Below are 22,432 nucleotides of genomic sequence, written 5' to 3'. Positions count from 1 at the left end.
CAAGATTATTTGAAAAAGGAATGCTACTTATGAGTCATTTTATTCGCAATGCTTGGTACGTCGCAGCCACCAGTGACGAGATTAACGCAACCCAACCACTTGGCCGTACTGTATGCAATATTCAGATTGCTTTTTTCCGCGACAGCAAACAACAAATTCAGGCAGTTGAAGATTTTTGCCCTCATCGTGGTGCCCCGTTATCACTGGGCTATGTAGAAGGAGACAACCTGGTTTGCGGTTATCATGGCCTGCAGATGGGCGCTGACGGTAAAACCCGCAGTATGCCCAGCCAACGGGTTGAAAACTTTCCTTGTATTAAGCCGGTACCGGTGGTTGAGCGCTATGGTTTTATCTGGGTGTGGCCGGGCGATAAAGACGCGGCGGATGAAGGTTTAATCCCTGAACTCAACTGGGCATTGGATCCAAATTGGGCTTATGGTGGGGGTATTTACTACATAAAATGCGATTACCGCCTGATGATTGATAACCTAATGGATCTGACCCACGAAACCTATGTGCATGCCAGCTCTATTGGCCAGAAAGAAATCGATGAAACCCCGGTAAAAACCACTATGGAAAATGGCCAGGTGGTCACCAGCCGGTTTATGGAAAATATCCTGCCGCCTCCATTCTGGCAAAATGGCCTCAGTGCCAACGGACTACCCACCGACCAACCCGTCGATCGCTGGCAGATCTGTCGGTTCGATTTACCCAGTCACGTTATGATTGAAGTAGGTGTGGCTCTGGCCGGTAAGGGCGGGTACGACGCACCCGCCGATCAGAAGGCTAACAGTGTCGTGGTTGACTTTATTACACCAGAGACCGACGGCACAATGTGGTATTTCTGGGGTATGGCAAGAAATTTCAAAGCGAATGATGACGCATTAACCGCTACCATCCGGGAAGGCCAGGGTAAAATATTTGCTGAAGACCTTGAAATCCTTGAGCGTCAGCAACAAAACCTTGACCGTTTTCCTGACCGTCAGATCCTCAAACTCGATATTGATGCAGGAGGCGTGCAGGCTCGACGGTTGATTGAGCGGACCATGAAAAAAGAAAAATCTGCTGCAAGCAACGGAGAGTCATAATATGTTACAGGTTATTGTTTCGGGCAAAGAGAGTCTTACTCCTCGAGTCTGCAAGCTCACGCTGACCTCAAGCACCGGTGAGCCGCTGCCAGATTGGGCACCCGGCGCCCATATCGATGTATTTTTGCCAGGAGATATGATTCGCCAGTATTCTCTGTGTGGTGCACTCGATGCCCAGCATTATCAGATTGCCGTGCAATTGGAAGAACAGGGTAAAGGCGGCTCCCGCTATATTCATGAGTCACTGCAATGCGGTGCGGAACTGACCATCAGTGAACCGCGTAATCACTTTCCACTGACGGAAGGAGAAAACCCCTGCCTGTTTCTGGCTGCGGGTATCGGGATCACGCCGTTTATCCCCATGATTGAAGCGTGCCTGGCTGGCAACAGACCATTTAGCCTGTACTATGCTGTCGCCAACGGGTCTGATAATTTGCTCAGTGACCAATACACTTTGCTGGCAAACGTTCATGTTCACGATAAAGCGACTCAGGGGGTCCGCCTGAATATTGATGCGCTGCTCAAAGCAGCCCCGGCCGACAGCGATATTTTTGTTTGCGGCCCGAATGGTTTTATTAACGACTTTCTTAGTCTGTCGGCCCGGCAAGGTATCGACTCTGCACGATTACATCGTGAATTCTTTACCGCAGAGCCCATTGATCATTCCAATGACGGCAGCTTTGAACTGGAAATTGCCAGCACCGGGCAGATAGTTAGTGTTGCTAAGGATGAGTCCATGTTGGAAGCACTCGAAGACAACGGCTTCTTTGTGCCTGTCTCTTGTGAAGAAGGGGTTTGTGGCACCTGTATCACCCCGCTACTCGGTGGCGAGGCCGATCACAAAGACGTGTTTCTGAACGATAAGGAAAAGGCACAAATGGACCGGGTTGCCGTGTGCTGCTCCCGGGCTAAAACGCCGCGCCTCATTCTGGATCTCTAACCCTGACTCTGGCGACGATAGGCTGCGGGGCTTAGCTCCGTATGCCGCTTAAAGAACTTATTGAAATAACCCGGTTCGTTAAATCCCAGTCGCTCTGCAATGCCGGCTACCGCCGTATCGCTGAAAATCAGATAACGTTTTGCCTCGCTGATGAGTACATTATGGATCATCGCCAGCGCATTAGACTGAAAATACTGTTGGCATATTTGGTTGAGATGGGCCTGGCTTACACCAATTTTTGCGGCATACCAGGCCACTTTGTGCTGAGTAGTGAAATGCAGGCGGATAAGGTGTTGAAACTGTCTTAGTTTGCGTTCCGGTTTACTCAGACTCCCTTCTTCAGTGCGGGCAGGTTGCATACGGTGCATTAAAATGAGCAATTGCTGCAATAAGGCCTGAAGCATGCTCCCCTGATGCATCGAGGAGGCATTGGCTTCCTGCTGTATTGCGCCGCAAATGGCCTGTAACGGACAAAGATAGATATCTTTAACGGCCAGCACAAAGGCACCAGCCAGCGCTTCGACTGATTCTCCGATATTTTGCTCTACCTGACGCAGCATGGGCGAAGCTACTGATAATACCGTGCCCTGAGAATGCGACTGCCAGTCAAAACCATGCATTACGCCATCCGGAATATACAACAATGCCGGCGCCGTAATCCGGTGATGTTCGTCATCAAACTGTACATCCACACCGCCCTCAGTGAGCACAAAGATTTGCGTGATGTGCTGGTGACGATGGGGATGAATTTTCCATTCGTGTTGCTCGCTACGCTGCGTAAGCGGCTCACAATATAAAAAGGTCTGATGCCAGAAGCTGCCTTTTTCCCCGTAAAGATCAACAAACTCCAGATTACCCAACATTTTTATTACAATCTACAAAATTAACCATAAAATAACTAATTTAACCCTTATAAAGCCAGAATATCTACATAAAATACAATTATCAACTTAATCAGGGGCTCATATGAACTGGCAAAAACAGGACTACGATGACATTCCCGGCACTTACGTGTTCGATGGTCAGCGGGCGCATCCCGCTTATGCAATCAACAAATTGCTGTATACCTTTAACGATGAAGCCTGTCGGGCAGAATTTGACGCCGACCCGGCGGCCTATTGCGACAAAATGGGCGTCACCGGCGAATACAAAGAAGCCGTACTGACGCAGGATTTTCTGGGCCTGTTGCGCCTGGGTGCCAATATCTATTTCCTGGCCAAAATGTGTATTCCCCGAGGCGTGTCGGTGCAGGACGCCGGCGCCGCCTTTCAGGGCATTAGTACCGAAGAATTCCAGCAACGTCTGCTCGATAAAGGCAACGGGCTGAGTGACATACTGGCGAAACGAGGAGACTACTGGAATGGCTAAAATTATTGGCGGGATCACCAGCTCACACATTCCCGCGGTGGGCAATGCAATTTCACAGGGGCTCACTCAGGAGCCTTACTGGAAACGTTTTTTCGACGGCTATGAACCAGCCAAAGACTGGTTAAAAGAAGTTAAGCCTGATTTGGTTATCGTGGTTTATAACGACCATGGCCTCAATTTCTTTTTAGATAAGATGCCAACCTTTGCCTTAGGTTGTGCCGACATCTACGAGAACGCCGACGAAGGTTGGGGATTAAAACCAACGGCACCGTTTACCGGCGATGCGAAACTGTCCTGGCATATCGCGCAATCACTGGTTGAACAGGAATTTGACATTTGTACCTGCCAGGAAATGAAAGTCGATCACGGTTTTGTTAATCCTATCCGGGCGTTGTTCGGCGATCACGTAGACTGGCCGGTAAAAGCCATTCCGCTGGCAGTGAATACGGTACAGCATCCGGTGCCCTCGGCAGCACGATGTTTAAAGTTGGGCCGGGCGCTGGGCAAAGCCCTTGAGTCTTATCCGGAAGATACCCGGGTAGTTATTCTGGGTACTGGCGGCATGTCCCATCAGTTACAGGGCGAGCGTGCCGGGATTATCGACGTTGAATTCGATTTGGAATGCATGGATAAGATTGCCACTGAGCCTGAGTGGATGACTCAGTTCAGTAATGCCGAAATAATTCGCCGTGCTGGCAGTGAAGGAATCGAAACCATTATGTGGCTGGTGATGCGCGGTGCGCTGAAAGACGACGCTGCGGTGTTGCACAAACATTACCATGCGCCTATTTCCAATACTGGTGCCGGCGTACTAGTGCTGGATAATCAGTAATCGGGTGCCCCGTCACTGGCCGTGCAACTGTTGGCGGCCGGTGACACCCGGCTTCATTCTTCCATGTTCATCATTTGTTTAAACAACACCCCTGCCTGAGTGCGGTTGATCACCTCAAGCTTACGCAACACAGCCGACGCATGCTGCTTAACCGTGGATTCAGAAATTTCCAGCTCATAGGCAATTTGTTTGTTTAACAACCCATCGGCCATCATCCGCAGTACCTTAAACTGATGGGGCGTTAATTGCGCCAGTTTATCTGCAAACGCTTTATCCTGCTGATTCTCCAGCGCTTCAATGGCTTCGTTGATGTTCTCCGGTAGCCATTGCTCGCCATCGAGCACATGGTTAACCGCTTCGGCAATTTCAGCCAGCGGGGTGGACTTCGGAATATAGCCACTGGCGCCTAAATCAATAGCCTTGCGAATTAATACCGGGTCTTCTTCTGCCGACACTATAACCACCAGCACGCCCGGAAACTGAGTGCGCAGTGTAGTTAAACCGGTAAGGCCTTCGTTGCCTGGCATATTTAAGTCGAGAAACACCAACTCCAGTGAGTCATCGGCCTCTATTGCGCTGTAAGCTTCAGAAAATGATGCCACTTCGGTGATGTTGTCACCCACGATATCCACCATCGCCTGACGCATGGCAGCGCGAAATAAGGGATGGTCATCAGCAATTAAAATACGCGTATCCAAAACTTCTACCTGACTCAACATAGCGTTATTCATAAAGTATACCGCAGAATCATAATGTTAAGAACAAAACGGCCAGCAAAAGCTGGCCGGTTCCATATTTTTGTTAATCGGGCTCTGCCAGATTAGAAGCGATACCCAACCGTTAACTGGATAGTCATCGGGTCACCGTAGTAGCCGATAAGCGTTGTATCGCCCCCTGTACCAGGACCATAGCTACCGTCTTCGTTACGTTCAACGAAATCATAGCCGCCCACCAGATATTCTTCATCGGTGAGGTTTTTCGCATGAATACCGCCGTACCAGTCACCTTCAATGCTTTCCCAGTTCACGCTGACATTCACCATACCGTAAGCATCCTGAGCGATCAGGTCGCTGGTTTCAAACAGCAGGTAGTCATCACGGTAGTAATAGTTAGCGTTAAAGTTGAAATAACCGACACTGGTATCCAGCGCATAATTAGCGGCCAGGTTAAGTGTGTTCTCCGGCGTGCTGGCCAACCCAATCAGTGGTGGAACCGCATTGTTTTCTTTGATCTCAAAATCGATATAACCGTAAGCGGCCGATAACGTCAGGTTATCTGTCGCAACGTACGTCAGCTCCACTTCAGCACCTTTTGCGGCCGTCGCTGATGCATTACGTAAACGCTGCTGCAGGTCTGCCGCACTATCTCCGCCTGGCTCAATACCAATGTACTGGCGATCTTCATGGTCATAAGCGAATAACGTGACATTAGCCCTAAAGCTGTCGGTGACATCGCTTTTCATACCAATTTCGTAGGAATCTACCACTTCGGGATTTACCCCAGGTTCGCTGATGCTGGCACGCGGGTTAAAGGTACCTGATTTAAAACCCTGCGAATAACTGGCGAAGAACATGGTGTCTCTGGACATCTGATACTCCACCCCAACACGCGGGGTAAAACGCGACCAGCTCTCAATTCCCAGAGTACCCGGCGAATCCAATACGCCATCGCCATCGGAATCTTCACCCAGCACCTGAGGCACTAGTTGACCGTCTGGCCGCACATAACCGGGGATCCAACCAGATTCAGGGTAAACGTTTTCAAACACCAGACCATTGAATACAATAGCCTGCTTTTCCTCATCGGTGTAACGGGCACCCACCGAAACCGACAACTTATCGGTGATGTCGTAGTTTAACTGACCATATACCGCAACACTTTCACTGTTGTTACAACCTGAAACTTCACGGGTAAGACCCGGCGTGCCAAAGGCTGCACGGCCAAGGAAGCCTAAAATCGCTTCAAACTGGCCACATGACTCACCATCGTAGTAGTAAACACCACTTACCAGCGTAAAATTATCGCCCAGGTAGTTGGCTTGTAATTCATGGGTATCGTTTTCATCTTCATAAATGGCCGGCACATCAAAAATGTCCAGCGCGGTATTATCGAAATCAATGTTGGTTGGTGAATAACTTTCACGATGTGAACCAATGTATTTCAGTTCCAGATTGTCTGACACATCATAACGCATCAACCAGCTGTAGCCCTCAAGCTCTACTTTATTCCAGGTCGGCAGACTGGTGTAGGAATCATAAACTGAATCCGGTACAGGCGCATCAGTTAAGATACTAGGCAATAAGCGGTAACCCCCTTTGGCATTTGAGGTATCTTCGGTTTTATCCCAGCCCAAACGGAAAAATAAATCGTCGGTGATATGCGCTTCCAGGGTTAAACGGGCCGCCCACAGATCTTTGTTGTAGTTTTCACGGTCCTGACCTTCCAGCGCACTTTGCAGGAATTCACCGTAACCATCACGGTTCAGGTTGGCGTAACCAAACCCCAGATAAACCTTATCTTCCACAAGTGGATACTGACCGGTCACTTTTACGTCTTTACGTCCATAGTTACCAACTGTCCCTTCGATATTGAAGGTGGGGTCACCCACCATATCTTTGGTAACATATTTTACCGCACCACCGATGGTGTTTTTACCATACAGAGTGCCCTGTGGCCCACGCAAAACTTCAATACGCTGTACGTCAAGTAAGTCAAGCACCGCACCCTGAGGACGGGCAACATAAACGTCGTCAATATAAATACCAACGCCTGGCTCATAACCCCACAGCGGATCCTGCTGGCCCAGACCACGGATAAAGGCGGTCAATGTGGAGTTGGTACCACGGCTGGTTTGCAGCGTGGTGTTAGGCGAGAATTGTTGCACTTCTGTTAAAACACTGATCCCTTTATTACCAAGTTCAACAGCGCCCAGCGAGGTGATAGCAACCGGAACTTCCTGCAGGCTCTCAACCGTTTTACGCGCCGTAACTTCGATTTTCTCCAGTTTACCTTTTTCGATTCCGTCTTCAGCATCCTGTGCAAAAGCGGCTTGTGATCCTAAGCAGGCCAGCGTTACCGCCGTAGCGCAGAGTGTACGGCTAAAATTTATTTTATTACCGAATGTGTGTTTCATAGGGTGTCCCTTGTTTTAGTAAATCAAAAAATCTTTCTGAAGAACGCGGTCGAGTTAACTGTAGAGATTTTTAACAATTTCGTAACTAGTACCATCGTACTATGGGCAGATTTGTTAATGCGAGCCACACTTTGCAGCACTGATGAAGAGTCTGCGGTCACAGATTTCAATCAAAGGAAAGTAACATTATGTTGAGTTTACTCGGACTGGTTGGTGGACTGGGACTGCTTATCGTACTCACTATACGCGGCATGAATTTATTCATTGCTGCGCCAGTGTGTGCGTTAATTGTGGCACTAACAAGTGGCCTTCCCCTGTTTACCGGCGATGCAAATTTCGTCACCACTTATATGAGTGGTTTCGCAGGGTTTATTTCTGCCTGGTTTTTTATGTTCTTACTGGGGGCGATATTTGGCAAATTCATGGAAGATACCGGTGCGGCAGATTCTGTAGCCCGCTGGATAGTAGGAAAACTGGGCTTCAAACACGCGGTTGTGGCGGTGGTACTGGCCTGTGCCATCTTAACATACGGCGGCGTGAGTTTGTTTGTGGTCGCTTTTTCAGTTTACCCCATGGCACTAAGCCTGTTTAAAGACGCCAATTTGCCGCGCCGCTTTATTCCGGCGACCATGGCATTTGGATCGGTGACATTCACCATGACCTCGGCCGGTTCACCAGAAATTCAAAACTGGATCCCGATTAAATACCTGGGCACTTCGCCTTTTGCTGGTTGGGAAGTCAGTCTGGTGGTAGCCATCTTCATGGCATGCTTTGGCTACTGGTGGCTTAAGCGCATGATAGGTAAAGCCATTGCCAAGGGTGAAAAGTTTGAGGAGCGGGCTTCTGACCCCAAAGTACCCGTGCGCGATCTCCCTCATCCGTTAACCGGGGTTATTCCCTTACTGGTTGTTCTGGTACTGAGTTTCTGGTTGCACGAATCACTGGCACAGCTGGCTCTTATCGTGGCACTTTCCGGAGGTGTTTTAACCCTGATGCTGATTAACTTTCAGTATTTCCACGACCTCTCTAAAGCCGTTAACACCGGTACCACCGGCGCACTGGTCGCTATTGGTAATACCGCAGCAGTAGTAGGCTTTGGATCTATCGCCAAAAACACTGAAGCTTTCCAGGCAACGGTAGAGGTCATGGCCAACCTGCCCGGTAACGAACTTATCGGCGCCGCCGTCGCGGTGAGTGTCATTGCCGGTTTAACCGGTTCTGCCTCGGGTGGCCAGGCCATTGTATTGCCATTAATCGGTCAGCACTATATCGACCGCGGCGTTGAACCCGAAGAATTACACCGTATTGTCGCCATCTCCTCCGGCGCACTGGACTCTTTGCCGCATAATGGTTACGTTGTGACCACTATTCGGGCAATTTGTCATGAAACGCACAAAGCCGCCTATGGTTCTGTGGCAGCGTTAACCGTTGTGGTGCCGCTCATCGGTTTAGCAATGGCTATCGCGCTGTTTAGTTTGTTTTAAGGAGATACCATGGCACGGATATTCTTATTATGCTGCGCACTACTGTTGGCCCTGCCAGCAGTAACTGCAGCAGCTGAAGAAGTGTTACTCACCAGCAAAGAACGCTTTAGCATGCCTTCATACACAACTGTTGGCGGGCGAACAATTAAGTCGCTGCAAGTAGGCTGGGAAAGCTACGGCAAACTTAATCAGGCCAAAGATAATGTGATTCTGATCACCCATTATTTCTCCGCCAACTCCCACGCTGCCGGTAAATATCATCCCGATGACGCAGCGCCGGGCTATTGGGATGCGATTATCGGCCCGGGCAAAGCCATCGATACTGACCAGTATTTTGTCATCAGCGTGGATAGCCTCGCCAATCTCAACGCCAACGATCCTAATGTGATCACCACCGGCCCGGCCAGTATTAACCCCGACACCGGGAAGCCTTACGGCCTCGATTTTCCGGTAGTCACCATTAAAGATTTTGTTAATGTGCAAAAAGCGGTGCTAGAAAGTTTGGGGATAAGCAAACTGCACGCGGTTATCGGGCCATCCATGGGATCCATGCAGGCGCTTGAATGGGCAGCCAGTTACCCCGACTGGGTGCAACGCATGATATCAGTAATTGGCACCGGTGACAGCGACGCCTGGACCACAGCGGCTTTAGAGCAATGGGCCATTCCTATTCGACTCGATAAGAACTGGCAGGACGGCAACTATTACGACAGCGAACCACCTGTAGATGGCCTTGCTGCTGCACTGATGTTAATTACCCAACAAGCGCTGCACCCACTGTATTTTAATCAGCAAGGTGAGAAGCTCAATTATCACCCGCTGGAAACCGGGCCATTGAGCAGTATTCGCAAATCGCACAGTATTGTTACCTGGTTAACTAATCGTGCCCGCTCAAGAGCGGAAAAAATGGATGCCAATCATTTACTGTATCTGGTGCGCGCCTGTCAGCTGTTTCTTGCCGGCAACGGCGACTCACTGGCGCAAACCATGCAGTCTGTGAAAGCAAAAACCTTATTCTTGCCGGCTTCAAATGATTTATTATTAATGCCTTACATGGCGCAAAAAGCCCACGAAGCTTTACAAAAGCGGGGTAAAGACAGTCGCTATGAAGAGCTCAGCGGCAGTCTTGGTCATTTCGATGGCGTAGTGAGCATCAAACAAAAAGCCGATGCGATTGAAGCATTTTTAAAGTATTAACAGGGACATTAATTAATGAAGACAACCTTAAAAACGGCTTTGGGCTTCGGCCTTGTCGCTTTCGCGCAAGGCAGTATCGCTCAGCAGGAAAGCAGCTTACAGCTTGATACCGACGCGATTACCGTGTCAGGGTTATCCTCTGGCGGCTTTATGGCCACCCAGTTTCATCTGGCCAACAGCGATAAAGTGACCGGTGCGGCAATGCTGGCATCAGGCCCCTATTACTGTGCACAAAACGATATTGCCGTAGCCCTTGGTCAGTGTGTTGATAAAGTGAATTCACCGCTGGATGTTAAGGCACTGAGTGCGCAGGCCAAAAGCTGGGAAGAGTCCGGTAAAATTCCACCGCTGGCTAATTTAAAAGACGACAAAGTATGGTTGCTGCACGGTACTGCCGATACGCGGGTCAACTCAGCCGTAAGCGACGCCTTGTATCAACAGTACCAACAGTGGGTACCGGCTGAACAGCTGACCTATGTTAACGACAAACCCTTTTCTCACGTGTTTCCCACCGTCGATGCCGGTGGCAGCTGTCTGGACTCCGCTTCGCCTTATATCGGTAAATGTGAGTATGATGCCGCTGGCGAATTGCTCACTGCGCTGTTAGGTGAACTAAATACCCCTGATGACGTATTAGAAGGTGAAGTAATTTCCTTTGATCAACAGGAAATTGCCGGCGATGATGCCAGCACGCTGGCCGACAAAGGTTACGCTTATATCCCGGCATCATGCAGTAATGGCGAAGCCTGCCGCGTACATGTGAGTTTCCATGGTTGTAATCAGTATGCCCAAGCCGTTGATATGGCTTATATAGAACAGACCGGTCTTAACCGTTGGGCCGATGACAACCAGTTAGTAGTGATTTACCCGCAAACCCGAAAATCGTTAATCATGCCAATGAATCCGCAGGGATGTTGGGATTGGTGGGGGTATACGTCAGACGCCTACGCAACCAGTGAAGGGCCGCAAATTAAAGCGGTAAATGCTTTTATTGATTTTCTAGCCACACGCTAAGGATTATTTTCTATGTCATCTTACAATATTTTTATTACCGGTGGTGCCAGTGGTATTGGTTATGGTATTGCCGAATTTCTAGGCGCTCAGGGACACACCATTCTGGTAGCCGACATCAACGCCGACGCCGCCGCTGAAGCTTGTCAGAAACTGGCCGACAAAAACATTAAGGCACTCCCTGTTGAAGTTGACGTCACCAACGCAGAACAGGTAGGCGCCCTGCCCGCCAAACTCAAAGATACGCCAGTCGATATTCTGGTTAATAATGCCGGTATTCAGCACGTGTCTAAAATTGAAGACTTCCCACCAGAAAAGTGGCAAATGCTGATCAATATTATGCTGGTTGGCCCGGCGTTACTTACTCAGGCGTTTATGCCTGGTATGCGCGAAAGAGACTTCGGCCGGATTATTAATATTGGCTCTATTCATTCAGTCGTTGCCTCCCCGTTCAAGTCGGCTTATGTCGCGGCAAAACACGGGTTACTGGGCTTTTCGAAAACCATTGCGCTAGAGACCGGTGACGCCAACATCACTATTAATACGGTGTGTCCGGCTTATGTGAAAACGCCTCTGGTAGAAAAACAGATCGCTTCACAGGCTAAGGAAAACGGCATCAGCGAAGAAGAAGTGGTGAATAAAATTATGCTTGAGCCAATGCCGAAAAAGCAATTCATCAGTCTGGAAGAACTGGGCGAAACAGCGGCCTTTTTAATGAGCAGTGCTGCCCGCAACATTACCGGCCAAACCATGATTTTAGACGGTGGCTGGACCGCCAGATAAACCCCGGCCATATGAGCAGGAGATGCTTAATATCGCCTCCTGCTTTATTTTGCGCATAAGGTTATGGTAATGTCGCCTCAGGAAGTGGGGAAGACGAACAACATGCCATACAACACCGTTGGATTAATCGGTAAAGCGGCCCACGAAGGTGCCCATGTAAGCCTCAATGCATTAGCGGATTATCTTCGCGCCAAACAATGCACCATTCTTGTTGAAGAAAGCGTCGCCCAGGAAATGGATGGCGATGACTTCACCGTTTGCGACCTTGTCTCTATTGGTAAGCAGGCCGACCTTGCAGTAGTGGTTGGCGGCGATGGCAATATGCTTGGTGCTGCTCGCGTACTCTCCCGCTTTAATATTCACGTAGTAGGCGTTAACCGCGGTAACCTGGGTTTTCTTACCGATATCCATCCGGATGAAGTGGTTCAGCAAATGGATCTTATCTATAACGGTGAAACCATGGTTGAGCAACGCTTTCTGCTGGAAGTAGAAGTGTATCGCCACGAGCAGCTAAAAAGTAACAACTCGGCGGTTAACGAAGTGGTGCTGCACCACGGCAAAGTTGCCCACATGACCGAGTTTGAAGTGTTTATTGACGATCAGTTTGTGTTTAGTCAACGTTCAGACGGGCTGATTGTAGCAACTCCCACAGGTTCCACAGCCTATTCCTTATCTGGTGGCGGCCCCATTTTAATGCCACACCTTGATGCACTAACGCTGGTGCCCATGTTTCCGCATACCTTAAGTAGCCGGCCCATTGTGGTTGACGCTAACAGCACCATTTCCATGCGGGTTTCCAAAGCCAATGTAGACAGCGTACAGGTTAGTTGCGACAGCCATATTGTCCTCCCGGCCCTGCCCGGTGACGAAATTCGGGTCAGAAAAAGCAACGACAGGCTGTCGTTGGTGCACCCTGCCGGTTACAGCTATTTTAATGTACTGCGGAAAAAGCTCGGTTGGGGCAGCAAACTGTTTTAGCACTTTTCGTATATTAGTCCAAAGTGTATCTGTACAGTGTGGCTGCATTTACGCTAACCTGACGATATGTGATGTATTTTTGTACCGCTGACTTTTAATGTAATTAAACTACTCAAACTGTATGGATTTGTCGGATAGCCTACCTGATATATACACCGAAGTGACTGTTGATTCTTTTGCTAACACACATGGTGGCAGACAACGTTCAGAAGCCCTGCTGTACTTCGCCAGTTTTGGCATCCGTTATCAAACTGAATTCGGTTTTTCCTTGCATAGTGAATTGTGGTTAACTGACAACCAGTCGATCTCCAACATCGTTGGCGACGAACAAGGAGTGAGTAACATTGAGGCCAACGAGGCCGGTCTTCACATTGGTATGTTAGCCGCAGGCTACCAAACTGAATCCTGGTCGTGGTTAATCGGCGTATACGACATAAATTACTACTTTGACGTGCTCGATAGTGCCAACCTGTTTGTACACAGTGCTTTTGGCATGGGCTCCGTATTCGGTATCAGCGGTCCCAATGGCCCGAGCACTTATCCGCAACCCGGTTTAACCGCCAAGTTTGGCTATCAGCGCGGTAAGCATTCGGTGCAATTTGCTGTCGCTGATGGCGAGCCCGGCAACCCTCTTTTTTATTATCATACTGCCGCTCAGAAAGAGAATCGGATCAACCTGCTGGTTGTAACGGAATACGCTTACGAGTCAGCACAAAGTAAATTGCTGGCTGGATGGTGGGGCTATAATGATGACTCCGTAGTGCTACAAAATGCCGGCGCCAGCCGGGGCAAAAATAACGGTTTATATTTGCGCACCGAACACCGCTTTAAACCATTACCTTCAGATCATCAGATCACCGTGTTTGGTCGGGCCGGCGTTGGCGCCAGCAAGTTTAATTTTTTCGATGAGTTTTATTCTGTTGGTCTGCAGGTAAGCGGTGAATTGTGGGGCGTTGGCGACGAGAAGTTCGGCCTCGCCATTGCTCACGCCCGAACCTCGAACGTAAGGTCTGAGGAGTATGGTAGCGATGAAACCGCCCTGGAACTCACCTATGCTGTAACGTTAAATAAAGGCCTGACTGTTCAGCCCAGTTTGCAATGGATTGGCTCCCCGGGTGCCGCCCGTGATGCGGATGACGCCGTCGTTTTGGGCTTACGTTTTAGCTGGAGTTTTGACTAAATCGTCTGCAACCAGGCAACAAACTTTCTGGCTTCCATGGCGCTTTGCAGCGGCACATATTTTTTATTGTGACGGTCTTCAAAAGCAACGTTGAATTTGTTCACAGAAATATTGGATATAGGTGGTTTTACATTAATACGTAAACCATTAGTTGTTTGAATCATAGCGTGTCTTATTTTTTTAATTATTGGAAAAAGCAGATCTGAATGGCGGGTGGTCGATCAGAAAAAGAGAGTTAGTGAAGTAAAAGGCTGGTTATTACCAGCCCTTAAAATCGTAAGCTTTATAATGCAACCACATTAGATGCTTGTGGGCCTTTCTGGCCCTGTTCAATAATAAATTGAACTTGCTGGCCTTCTGCCAGTGACTTAAAGCCTTCAGAAGCGATAGAACGGAAATGAACGAAAACGTCTTTGCCGCCGTCATTAGGTGTTAAAAAACCAAAACCTTTATCGTCATTGAACCACTTTACTACGCCGTTTACAGGATCAGACATAATTGAAACCTTTTTATTAAATATTAAGTGCGATGGCGTGCCATCGGTGAAGCTATAGATACGAAGAAAACATTTACCAGTAAAGCAAATGTAAATACAAGTTCGACTTAATTGAATAAAAAGCAGAAAAAGAGACGCATAATGCAGTAAGGGATAAAGCTTTAACTTTCTAAAGCCCAGCCAAGGTACGCTAATCCCGCAGGCAAGTAAAGCGGTTTATTTTTTATTATTTTGCCAGTAATGGTACGCCCCCTGCTGCATTCCATTGTAGCAATGAAAGCCACAGCCCTTAAAAGCTCACTGAACAAAAACTCCCCACATTTTAAGCAATGGCCTGGTTTATAGTATGGTTCAGCCCACACAATGCAGCAGGTTATTCACTCAGTGACAGAGTGACTGACAACCGGGGGCCTGCCAAAATTGATTTGAGTTCACTTGCCGAAACGTTATTAACGCGCGCTAAGCGCGTTAAACTCCAACTGTTATTGTCGTAGTAAATAACCAGGGAATTGCCGAGATAGAGAATAATATCACCGGGTTGAGCCGCTATCTGTTCATCGTTACGCGGTAAACTAAACCCTAAATCTCCTACCTTTTCCATGTTGGCGTAATCGCGCATTTCAATAGTCATAGCCCCCTGCTGTAACTTTTTCCTTAGCGCAGCGGCCGAGGAATTATCGGTAAAATCGGCGGTAAGCGTATGCTCACCCACATTAATAATCAGCATGGGGGTTCTCCCTGGTGATGTACCGCAATTGGCGGTAAAACTAATAAACAGGCAGAGTCCTGTTATCCAGCACGCATTACCCGCGATAATTCGGGAGAAAGTTGCCATATTGCCTTTTCCTTTGTTAACGAGACAGCCGGGCTGTCCATACGGCAAGTGTCGAAGCGACCAGCAAAATCAGGGCGCTGGCAGCAAAGGTGGTCATGTAGCCTTCCAGATCATATAGCACCCCGCCAAGCGTTGAGCCGAGCGCAATCGAGAGCTGGATAATGGCAACCATCAACCCACCACCGGCTTCGGCATCATTGGGGAACGTTTTTGGCACCCAGGCCCACCAACCCACAGGCGCTGCGGTGGCAACGAGCCCCCACACGCCAAGCAGCATAACAACCGCAGCAAAGAGATTTCCAAACAGCGTGAGGCTAAGCGCAATAAGGGCAAGGATCACCGGCATTAAGATAAGAGTCGGATAAAAAGCATGCTTAAGCGGTATGTTTATCACCATGGTGCCGACAAAACCCATAATGCCGATAAACATCAGCAGCAGTGATAAGGTGGTTACCTCTACACCGGTTACCGTTTCCAGGAAAGGCCGGATATAAGTATAGAGGCTGAACTGCCCCAGAAAAAACAAGCCGACGGCCAGCATGCCAACCACAACGACTTTTCGCTTTAATTGCGTAAACACGGCAAATATACCCGCTGCCTCCTGTTCCTTGGCTACCGGCGGCATGGATGGCAGGCTCAGTGACTGCCAGATAAAGGTGATCACAGCAATAGGGATAAGGCTTAGAAACGCACCACGCCAGCCTATCAGCTCGCCAAGGTAAGCGCCCAGTGGCGCAGCAATTACCACAGCAAGTGCGTTACCACTGTTAAAAACGGCCAGTGCTTTTGACACCTTATCTTGTGGTACAAGCCGCATGGCTATGGCTGCCGACATTGACCAGAACCCACCAATAACAACCCCGATCAACGCCCTGCCAATCATATACATGGTGTAATTAGCGGCTAATCCGATAATGGCCCCGGAAATGCCCATGATAACGGTAAGTAAAAGCAACAATGCTTTTCGGTTCACATTGGCAGTCAGTGATGAAATAAACAGGCTGGTCACTACCGCAAATGCGCCGGAAATGGCAATGCCCTGGCCGGCCATACCGTTGGTGATCTGCAGTGTGTCAGCGATTGGCGTAAGCAGACTAACCGGCATAAATTCAGAGGCGATCAAGGTAAAGACACAGATGGTCATAGCAAAAACGCCGCTCCAGTAGGCTTCGGGCGTCTCTGTTGTCAGTGTGTTTTGTTGCGTATTCATAAACGGCTTTCTTTGATGATTAATCACCCTCCACGGTATAAACGCTTTGCTGGCAGCATTGACCGTGCAGGAATGGGTTTAGAGGCAGTTATGTTGACACAGACACATAATTTAATTAATAGTCTTAATCTCAATGAACTGCTGAGGATAATTCATTAGTGACGATAAATAAGCTTGATGATTTACAGGTCTTCCTTGCCATCGCCGAGGCTGGAAGCTTCGTAAAGGCGGCAGCGAAGCTGGGTTTATCCGCCTCGGCGCTTAGTCATAAAATGCGTGGACTTGAGGAGCGTTTAGGCCTGAGGTTACTGGCGCGAACCACCCGAAATGTGTCTCCCACGGAGGCCGGAGAACGCCTGATAACGTCACTTCAGCCCTTATTTCAGCGCATTAATCAGGAAGTCGATGCGTTGGGTGAATTGCGGGATACACCTGCCGGCACTCTCAGAATTTCATGTACCGATGATCAAATAGAATTATGTATAAGACCGAAACTGAATAAGTTTCTCAGATCCTATCCAGACATTACCGTTGAGTTTTATGTTGACTACGGTTTTTCCAATGTGGTGACAGAACGATTTGATGCAGGCATCAGACTGGGTGAGGCAATCAGCCAGGATATGATAGCCATCCCTGTAGGCCCTGAAATTCGCTTAGTGGTTGTTGGCTCACCGGCTTATCTGCAAGCAAACGGGATGCCTCAGACGCCTTATGAACTTACCTCATACGATTGCATCGACATCCGCCACAAGCCCAATGGTAATATTTACGCCTGGGAATTTGAGGAAAACGGTAAAGAATTCACCGTCAGGGGGCAAGGTCAGCTGGTATTTAACAGTACCATGCATGTACTGAATGCCGCTGTTGACGGCATTGGTCTGGCGTATGTGCCAGAGCCATTGGCAGAACCTTATGTCGCACAAGGAAAACTTATAAAAGTACTCACCGATTGGAGTAATTATTTTCCCGGCTTTCATCTTTATTACCCGAACAGGCGTCAAAATTCACCTGCATTCAAAGCCTTTGTCGACGCCTTTCGATACCAGCATGAGACAGATTAAACACGTTTTCACCCGGTTTCGTAACGGCATTTTTTTAAGATGGTAACAACACACCCACCGTCGTTATCCGGTAGGGAACAAACCTCGCAACAAATCTGCTTAAACCGCAACTAACAGGACTAAATACCCGGCCCCTGACGACAATGTAAACGGGGTATTCAAAGCAACCATAAACACTCTCCCCTACCACATCGATTAGTGATTGAGTGTAGTGGCTGGCGCCGGGTAGTCGCCCAGCCCGGCCAGGTACATTAAGCTTTAACGTTCCAGTCTACTCATCGTATAAGTGAGAATAGATCACTCTCAGGGTGCGCTGCAGATTCTGCTTGGCCATCGGCCAGTAAATGGAAATATTATCAGAATTGTCATGGTGACAGTCTGCACTTAAACGCGACTCCATGTCTTTTAAAGGCGCCGAGTTAATGGTGCTGATCACACTGATTAACCGCCGGGCTCCCATGAGTATGGCCCGGTGGTCGTCGGCCATCACGGCCTCATCCATAATCCGCGTAGCCTCTGCGAGCTTATCCATCAGACTGGTTAGCGATGTCGCCATTGAGCTTACCTGATGGCTGCTTTGCAGATAATACAGCAAATCGAACCAGGTATTGGGATCCGGCGGCATCGCCAGGTCGGCAAAGTCGGGTTTTTCGCGTACCTGCACAGTGGCTTCCTGGGCTTGCTGCAATTCAACCTTCTGTGCTTCTACCAGTGCTTTTTCCTGCTCCGCCAGTTTGGACTCGCTGTCTTTGAGTTTCTCCTGAGCCTGTTGTAACGCCTTCTCACGACTTTCGAGCTGTGATTTTCGTTCACTGAGTTCACCTTCCAGCGAGCTGAGCTGTGCATGTAGATCGGATTGTGACGAATTCTGCTGGGTTAACGACTGTTGGGACGCCGCGTATTCACGCTGGACCGTTGCCAATTGTTCGGTAAGCAATTGCTGCTGCGCCTCAAGCTGCTCGATACTGCTCTGGCTCGATTTCAGGGCTGACTGCTGCTCCTGCACCTGCGCCTGAAGTTTCGCTTCCTGCTCTTCCTGCTGGGCTAACTTTGCCTCTAATGCCTGCGCCTGCTCTTTGGAGCGGTTCAGTTCCTGCTGGAGTTTCTGTTCTTCGCTTTGGGTTAAAGAAACCTTTTCTTCGGCGTCAGCCAGTTCATTCATACTTGACTGCAGCTTGTTTTGCATCGCGGAGTTTTGACTCTGCGCTTCTTCAAGAGCTTGCTGTAACTGTTGTTTCTGCGCTTCAATTTCTTCGTGATGCTTACGCCACTGCTCATCACTACCCAGCATCATTTCTTTTTGCTTAGCTGCGCGCTGGGCGACATCAGCCATTTCCGACTTCAACTGCTCCAGCTTGTTCTGCTGTGATTCGCGCTCCAATTTTTCGGCTTCCATCTGTTTCTGACGATTATCCAGCTCCGCTTCTGCCGCTGCCAGTTTAGCCTGCCTGGCGGCCAGCTCGTTAGCCAGGTTTTGCTGCTCTGCCTGCCATTTCTGCTCGCTTTGCTGGATGGCCTGCTGTTGCTGAGTGGATTTTTGCTGCATTTCACTGAGCTCTTCCTGCAACCTGGCAAAGATAGCCTGCTGACGGGCTTTTTCCCGTTTTTCAGCCTCGGTTTGTTGTTTGGCATCCGACAGGATCTGCTCAGTTTGCTGTAACTCCGCCTGCTTAGCCTGCAGTGCCTGCTGCAACGCTTCGTGCTCAGCCTTACGCCGGGCATCAGCTTCTGCCACTTTCGACTGCTGCTGGGCCGAGCGGCTCTTAATATCAGCCAGTTCATTCTGCAGCTGCGCCAGGCGTTCCTGCTGGGCAGCTTTTTCCTGTTTATCCTGCTCAGCCTGCTGCTTGATGTCAGCCAGTGCCGTTTGTGTTGATTGCAACTGTGACTGTTTGGCCTCAAGCTCTTTTGCCAGTTGTTCAGTGTGAGCCTGCATATCGCCTTTCTGCTGGGACGACATTGTCTCGAGCATTTCCATTTCATGCTGTAAGTGGTCGATATGGCGCGCTTTGCCCTCGGCTTCAGCCTGCATTTTTTGATAGGCCATCGCCAGCTCCCGGCGCTCCTGCTCTGCCTGCTCACTGGCTTTACGCTGGTTGGCCAATTGCTCGCGTAATTTTTCCGATGCCTCACTGGAACTGGTTAATTGTGATTGTAAAGCAGCTATCTGACCGCTGACATCACCAATCTGCTTGTCTTTATCTTCGATGGAAGCCTGTAAACCGGCGATTTCTGCCACGTAATTTTCGACCGCTTTTTGTTGCTCTGCCTGCTGTTGCTCCAAGCGCAATGTTTCCTGCTGACTCTGCTCCAGTTGCTGTTGTGCTTCGCGATATTTACGCTCGCTGTATTGCAGCGCGTCGGCTATCTGATTGCGTTGTTTTTCCAGACTGCCTACTTTCATACTGGAGCGTTCGAGCTGCGCCTCTAATGCAGCATTAGCCTGCTGACTTTCTTCCAGCATTTCACGGTTTTGGGTGTAATCAGACTTCAGACTGGCCAGATGCTCACTGATATCTTTGTGGGCCTGCTGCAGCTCTGAGATAGTTTCAATTTTTTCAGACAGAGTGACTTCGGCATCCTGTAACTTAAGTTCGGCCTGCGCCAGAGTTTGCTCCGTTTCTGCCAGCGCTTCCTGCTGTTGCGCCAGTTGATGCTGGCTGCTGGCCAGTTGCTGTTGTTTAGCCTCAACTTCCAGCTCTGCCGCTTCGCGTAATTTAACTGCCTCAGCACGAGCCGCTTTAGCTTGTTCAATGGCACGTAAGTCAATCCAGATACAGATAATGCCCTGTAATTTAGCGTCTCTCAGAATTGGAATAAGCGTGAGTTCGCAAGGTAATACGCGCTGCTGATACTGATGTTGCCAGCTCAGGGTAACCACCTGACCACGGCTTCCAACGGTTTCCAGCTTTTGCCTGAGGGTTTCTGTATTGGTTGCGGCGCCATGCAGCTCAGGGGCAGTTAACTGCAGTCCAAGCATTTCTTCTTCATCCTGAATACCAAAGAAAGCACAGGCGGCAGAGTTAAACTGCGTAAAGCAATCATTGGTTAGCAGTGCTACCGGCACACTTGCATACTTCACCAGGCGCTCAAAGCGACTGTTCAGGTAATCCTGCTCTTCGCGGCTACCAATCCAGCACACATATTCTTCAGGGATCTCACTGATTTTGTTGGCATGCAGGGTTGTCGAAAAGGTTTTGTTGGTACCGCATTTTAAACGGGCCGGAAACTCTCGTGCCTGATCGTGCCTGTCCAGCCGCTGAGTTAACTTTTCGGTTTCCACTTTATCCGTGAACAACTGATAAAATGACTGTGACAGCAGTTGCTGACTGTTCATATCCAACTGACGACAAAGGGTTTGGTTAACTTCTTTAATATCACCTTCGCGATTAAATACCGCGATACCCATTGGTGAATGATCGGTAAACATACTCAGACGGTCTTTGGCTTCGGCGACATCGTGGGTCAGGGCTTCCACTTCGGTATGATCCTCGATAATCCCCATAGCAGCACCCGACTCTCCCGCCAGTGCCTGCAACACCACTTGCAGCGACAGGCGTTGCCCGTCATCCCTTTCAACGCTGAGCGCCTGACGCCTGGTCGTCATTTTGTCACGGTTTTGATGGAGTGATTTAAAGCCTTCATCAAACTGCTTGAGCTCACTAACCGGTTTCCCTTTAATGTACATCAGGTCGGTTTTAAACAGGCTCAGAAATGCCCGGTTGGCGTCAACAAATCTACGCTCAGCATCGAGCAAATAGACCGGTTGTGTAGCAGTGGAAACCACTGCATTAAAACGCTGAATTGCAACGTCCCGCTCTGTTTTGGCGCGAGTTATCTGCCGGCAATCGGCAACCGAAATGTGCGCAATGGGTAAGTCAGACTCACTGGTATGCTCAGCCAGAGCACCACAACACGTTACCGGTATAAGGCTGTCATCTTTTGCCAGCAAAGACGTATTCACCTCAAGCACTTCGCCGCTCGCCAGTCGCTCCAGCGCACCACTAAGCATTTGCTGATCGCGTGCGTCTACCCGTTGTATAAACTCATCCATCGACAGCTCGCCGGGCTCAATGCCGAGCCAGCCGGCTAAACTTTCATTAACTGTAAGCTGTTGAGCGGCAAGATTAATTTTCGCCAGGCCGAGGCTCTGGCCGTCGAATAATCCGCTGACATGGTCAAGCATGGCGGCTGAATCATCCAGACGCTGCTGGTAATTCTGCACATCCTCAACAATGATCATCATTTGTGCTTCTGCCGCCTGGCTGAGCGCTGGGTTAATCCGCAACCGGTATGCCCTCTGCCGCTGACCAAGCACACACTGAATAGCCAGCTCCCGGCTGGCACCGCTGGCCTGACTAATTAATTGTTGTGCTTCGACCGGCAGCAAGTCTGCCAGCCCTTTGCCTTTCACGGTATCGGCGTTCTGGCCAAGTAAGTATGCCCCCGTGCGGTTCGCATAAGTCACCGTCAGTGCTTCATCAACCAGGATAACCCCTACACTCACTGCATTTAAGCGCTCCTGCTGCACAGTGAGCAGCGAATTGGTTTTATTAAGCTTTGCGTTGAGTCGGCTACGCTTGAAAGCGCCAAATAAAATTACCAGTAACAACAAGCCTGCGCAGGCAATAGCAGCATAGGCCAGCAGATTAAACTGGCCCGGCGATAACGCCTGCAAGGAAGACGGGAAAGCATAAACATTGGGTGCCACAGCACTGAGCAGTAACAATCCCTTGTTCTGAAGATAATTTCTCTGGCTACAAGCGCTCATAATCTACATTCGACAACGTGATTAGGGTAAAAATTAAACTATACGTCAGATTTATAAAGTTGCTA

General features: G+C 49.2%; 19 protein-coding genes. 11 read left to right on the top strand and 8 right to left on the bottom strand.

The window, feature by feature from the left end:
* Positions 1-29: 29 nt before the first annotated feature.
* Positions 30-1,088 (top strand): aromatic ring-hydroxylating dioxygenase subunit alpha, encoded by a 1,059-nt coding sequence (locus tag C6Y40_RS09890; protein ID WP_105934455.1) that lies wholly within the window; start codon positions 30-32, stop codon positions 1,086-1,088.
* 1 nt (position 1,089) lies between these two features.
* Positions 1,090-2,028 carry a PDR/VanB family oxidoreductase gene (locus C6Y40_RS09885; protein ID WP_105934454.1) on the top strand — a complete coding sequence of 313 codons (939 nt, stop codon included), beginning with the start codon at positions 1,090-1,092 and terminating at the stop codon, positions 2,026-2,028.
* Here C6Y40_RS09885 and C6Y40_RS09880 read toward each other — a convergent pair.
* Positions 2,025-2,891, bottom strand: coding sequence for a helix-turn-helix domain-containing protein (locus C6Y40_RS09880; RefSeq protein ID WP_105934453.1), 867 nt, complete (start codon positions 2,889-2,891; stop codon positions 2,025-2,027). The genes C6Y40_RS09885 and C6Y40_RS09880 overlap by 4 nt on opposite strands.
* Positions 2,892-2,994: 103 nt before the next feature.
* On the opposite strand from C6Y40_RS09880, the gene C6Y40_RS09875 reads away from it, so the two are divergent.
* Positions 2,995-3,396, top strand: coding sequence for a protocatechuate 3,4-dioxygenase (locus C6Y40_RS09875; RefSeq protein ID WP_105934452.1), 402 nt, complete (start codon positions 2,995-2,997; stop codon positions 3,394-3,396).
* Positions 3,389-4,228 (top strand): class III extradiol dioxygenase family protein, encoded by an 840-nt coding sequence (locus tag C6Y40_RS09870; RefSeq protein WP_105934451.1) that lies wholly within the window; start codon positions 3,389-3,391, stop codon positions 4,226-4,228. The genes C6Y40_RS09875 and C6Y40_RS09870 overlap by 8 nt, the downstream gene beginning before the upstream one ends.
* Positions 4,229-4,281: 53 nt before the next feature.
* Here C6Y40_RS09870 and C6Y40_RS09865 read toward each other — a convergent pair whose 3' ends face one another.
* Positions 4,282-4,926 carry a response regulator transcription factor gene (locus tag C6Y40_RS09865; protein ID WP_105934525.1) on the bottom strand — a complete coding sequence of 215 codons (645 nt, stop codon included), beginning with the start codon at positions 4,924-4,926 and terminating at the stop codon, positions 4,282-4,284.
* 122 nt (positions 4,927-5,048) lie between these two features.
* Entirely contained in the window at positions 5,049-7,361 is a 2,313-nt protein-coding gene (locus C6Y40_RS09860; protein WP_105934450.1) for a TonB-dependent receptor, read from the bottom strand.
* A gap of 188 nt (positions 7,362-7,549) precedes the next feature.
* Between C6Y40_RS09860 and C6Y40_RS09855 the strand changes: the two genes are divergently transcribed.
* From C6Y40_RS09855 to C6Y40_RS09830, 6 genes are all read left to right on the top strand, one after another.
* Positions 7,550-8,845 carry a GntP family permease gene (locus tag C6Y40_RS09855; RefSeq protein ID WP_105934449.1) on the top strand — a complete coding sequence of 432 codons (1,296 nt, stop codon included), beginning with the start codon at positions 7,550-7,552 and terminating at the stop codon, positions 8,843-8,845.
* 9 nt (positions 8,846-8,854) lie between these two features.
* Positions 8,855-10,042 carry an E22 family MetX-like putative esterase gene (locus C6Y40_RS09850; RefSeq protein WP_105934448.1) on the top strand — a complete coding sequence of 396 codons (1,188 nt, stop codon included), beginning with the start codon at positions 8,855-8,857 and terminating at the stop codon, positions 10,040-10,042.
* Between the two features lie 15 nt (positions 10,043-10,057).
* Positions 10,058-11,056: an extracellular catalytic domain type 2 short-chain-length polyhydroxyalkanoate depolymerase gene (locus C6Y40_RS09845; RefSeq protein ID WP_105934447.1), complete on the top strand. Its 999-nt coding sequence runs from the start codon at positions 10,058-10,060 to the stop codon at positions 11,054-11,056.
* A gap of 12 nt (positions 11,057-11,068) precedes the next feature.
* Positions 11,069-11,836 (top strand): 3-hydroxybutyrate dehydrogenase, encoded by a 768-nt coding sequence (locus C6Y40_RS09840; RefSeq protein WP_105934446.1) that lies wholly within the window; start codon positions 11,069-11,071, stop codon positions 11,834-11,836.
* A gap of 102 nt (positions 11,837-11,938) precedes the next feature.
* Positions 11,939-12,814, top strand: coding sequence for an NAD(+) kinase (nadK, locus tag C6Y40_RS09835; RefSeq protein WP_105934445.1), 876 nt, complete (start codon positions 11,939-11,941; stop codon positions 12,812-12,814).
* Between the two features lie 121 nt (positions 12,815-12,935).
* On the top strand, positions 12,936-13,994 hold the full coding sequence (locus C6Y40_RS09830; protein WP_105934444.1) for a carbohydrate porin: 1,059 nt from the start codon (positions 12,936-12,938) through the stop codon (positions 13,992-13,994).
* Here the strand turns inward: C6Y40_RS09830 and C6Y40_RS24730 are convergent.
* The 4 genes from C6Y40_RS24730 to C6Y40_RS09815 form a co-directional block, all read right to left on the bottom strand.
* Positions 13,991-14,158, bottom strand: coding sequence for a hypothetical protein (locus C6Y40_RS24730; RefSeq protein WP_170308452.1), 168 nt, complete (start codon positions 14,156-14,158; stop codon positions 13,991-13,993). The two genes, C6Y40_RS09830 and C6Y40_RS24730, sit on opposite strands and share 4 nt — an antisense overlap.
* A 119-nt stretch (positions 14,159-14,277) precedes the next feature.
* Positions 14,278-14,490 (bottom strand): transcription antiterminator/RNA stability regulator CspE, encoded by a 213-nt coding sequence (gene cspE, locus C6Y40_RS09825; protein WP_105934443.1) that lies wholly within the window; start codon positions 14,488-14,490, stop codon positions 14,278-14,280.
* Between the two features lie 373 nt (positions 14,491-14,863).
* Complete coding sequence (locus C6Y40_RS09820) at positions 14,864-15,325, bottom strand: cyclophilin-like fold protein (RefSeq protein ID WP_205664759.1); 462 nt, start codon at positions 15,323-15,325, stop codon at positions 14,864-14,866.
* 16 nt (positions 15,326-15,341) lie between these two features.
* Complete coding sequence (locus C6Y40_RS09815) at positions 15,342-16,535, bottom strand: MFS transporter (RefSeq protein WP_105934441.1); 1,194 nt, start codon at positions 16,533-16,535, stop codon at positions 15,342-15,344.
* 158 nt (positions 16,536-16,693) lie between these two features.
* On the opposite strand from C6Y40_RS09815, the gene C6Y40_RS09810 reads away from it, so the two are divergent.
* Entirely contained in the window at positions 16,694-17,596 is a 903-nt protein-coding gene (locus C6Y40_RS09810; RefSeq protein WP_105934440.1) for a LysR family transcriptional regulator, read from the top strand.
* Positions 17,597-17,867: 271 nt separating this feature from the next.
* On the opposite strand, the gene C6Y40_RS09805 is transcribed toward C6Y40_RS09810, so the two are convergent.
* On the bottom strand, positions 17,868-22,325 hold the full coding sequence (locus C6Y40_RS09805; RefSeq protein ID WP_205664758.1) for a PAS domain-containing protein: 4,458 nt from the start codon (positions 22,323-22,325) through the stop codon (positions 17,868-17,870).
* Positions 22,326-22,432 lie beyond the last annotated feature (107 nt).

Source organism: Marisediminitalea alba, from assembly GCF_002993365.1.
GTDB classification, from domain to species: Bacteria; Pseudomonadota; Gammaproteobacteria; order Enterobacterales; family Alteromonadaceae; genus Alteromonas; species Alteromonas alba.
The sequence above is the reverse complement of the archived record's forward strand: the minus strand, read 5'-3'. Positions and strand labels throughout refer to the sequence as shown.

Coding starts and splice junctions, on each gene's coding strand:
- C6Y40_RS09890 (WP_105934455.1), top strand. CDS start 30: ATGAGTCATTTTATTCGCAATGCTTGGTACGTCGCAGCCACCAGTGAC.
- C6Y40_RS09885 (WP_105934454.1), top strand. CDS start 1,090: ATGTTACAGGTTATTGTTTCGGGCAAAGAGAGTCTTACTCCTCGAGTC.
- C6Y40_RS09880 (WP_105934453.1), bottom strand. CDS start 2,891: ATGTTGGGTAATCTGGAGTTTGTTGATCTTTACGGGGAAAAAGGCAGC.
- C6Y40_RS09875 (WP_105934452.1), top strand. CDS start 2,995: ATGAACTGGCAAAAACAGGACTACGATGACATTCCCGGCACTTACGTG.
- C6Y40_RS09870 (WP_105934451.1), top strand. CDS start 3,389: ATGGCTAAAATTATTGGCGGGATCACCAGCTCACACATTCCCGCGGTG.
- C6Y40_RS09860 (WP_105934450.1), bottom strand. CDS start 7,361: ATGAAACACACATTCGGTAATAAAATAAATTTTAGCCGTACACTCTGC.
- C6Y40_RS09855 (WP_105934449.1), top strand. CDS start 7,550: ATGTTGAGTTTACTCGGACTGGTTGGTGGACTGGGACTGCTTATCGTA.
- C6Y40_RS09850 (WP_105934448.1), top strand. CDS start 8,855: ATGGCACGGATATTCTTATTATGCTGCGCACTACTGTTGGCCCTGCCA.
- C6Y40_RS09845 (WP_105934447.1), top strand. CDS start 10,058: ATGAAGACAACCTTAAAAACGGCTTTGGGCTTCGGCCTTGTCGCTTTC.
- C6Y40_RS09840 (WP_105934446.1), top strand. CDS start 11,069: ATGTCATCTTACAATATTTTTATTACCGGTGGTGCCAGTGGTATTGGT.
- nadK (WP_105934445.1), top strand. CDS start 11,939: ATGCCATACAACACCGTTGGATTAATCGGTAAAGCGGCCCACGAAGGT.
- C6Y40_RS09830 (WP_105934444.1), top strand. CDS start 12,936: ATGGATTTGTCGGATAGCCTACCTGATATATACACCGAAGTGACTGTT.
- C6Y40_RS24730 (WP_170308452.1), bottom strand. CDS start 14,158: ATGATTCAAACAACTAATGGTTTACGTATTAATGTAAAACCACCTATA.
- cspE (WP_105934443.1), bottom strand. CDS start 14,490: ATGTCTGATCCTGTAAACGGCGTAGTAAAGTGGTTCAATGACGATAAA.
- C6Y40_RS09820 (WP_205664759.1), bottom strand. CDS start 15,325: ATGGCAACTTTCTCCCGAATTATCGCGGGTAATGCGTGCTGGATAACA.
- C6Y40_RS09815 (WP_105934441.1), bottom strand. CDS start 16,535: ATGAATACGCAACAAAACACACTGACAACAGAGACGCCCGAAGCCTAC.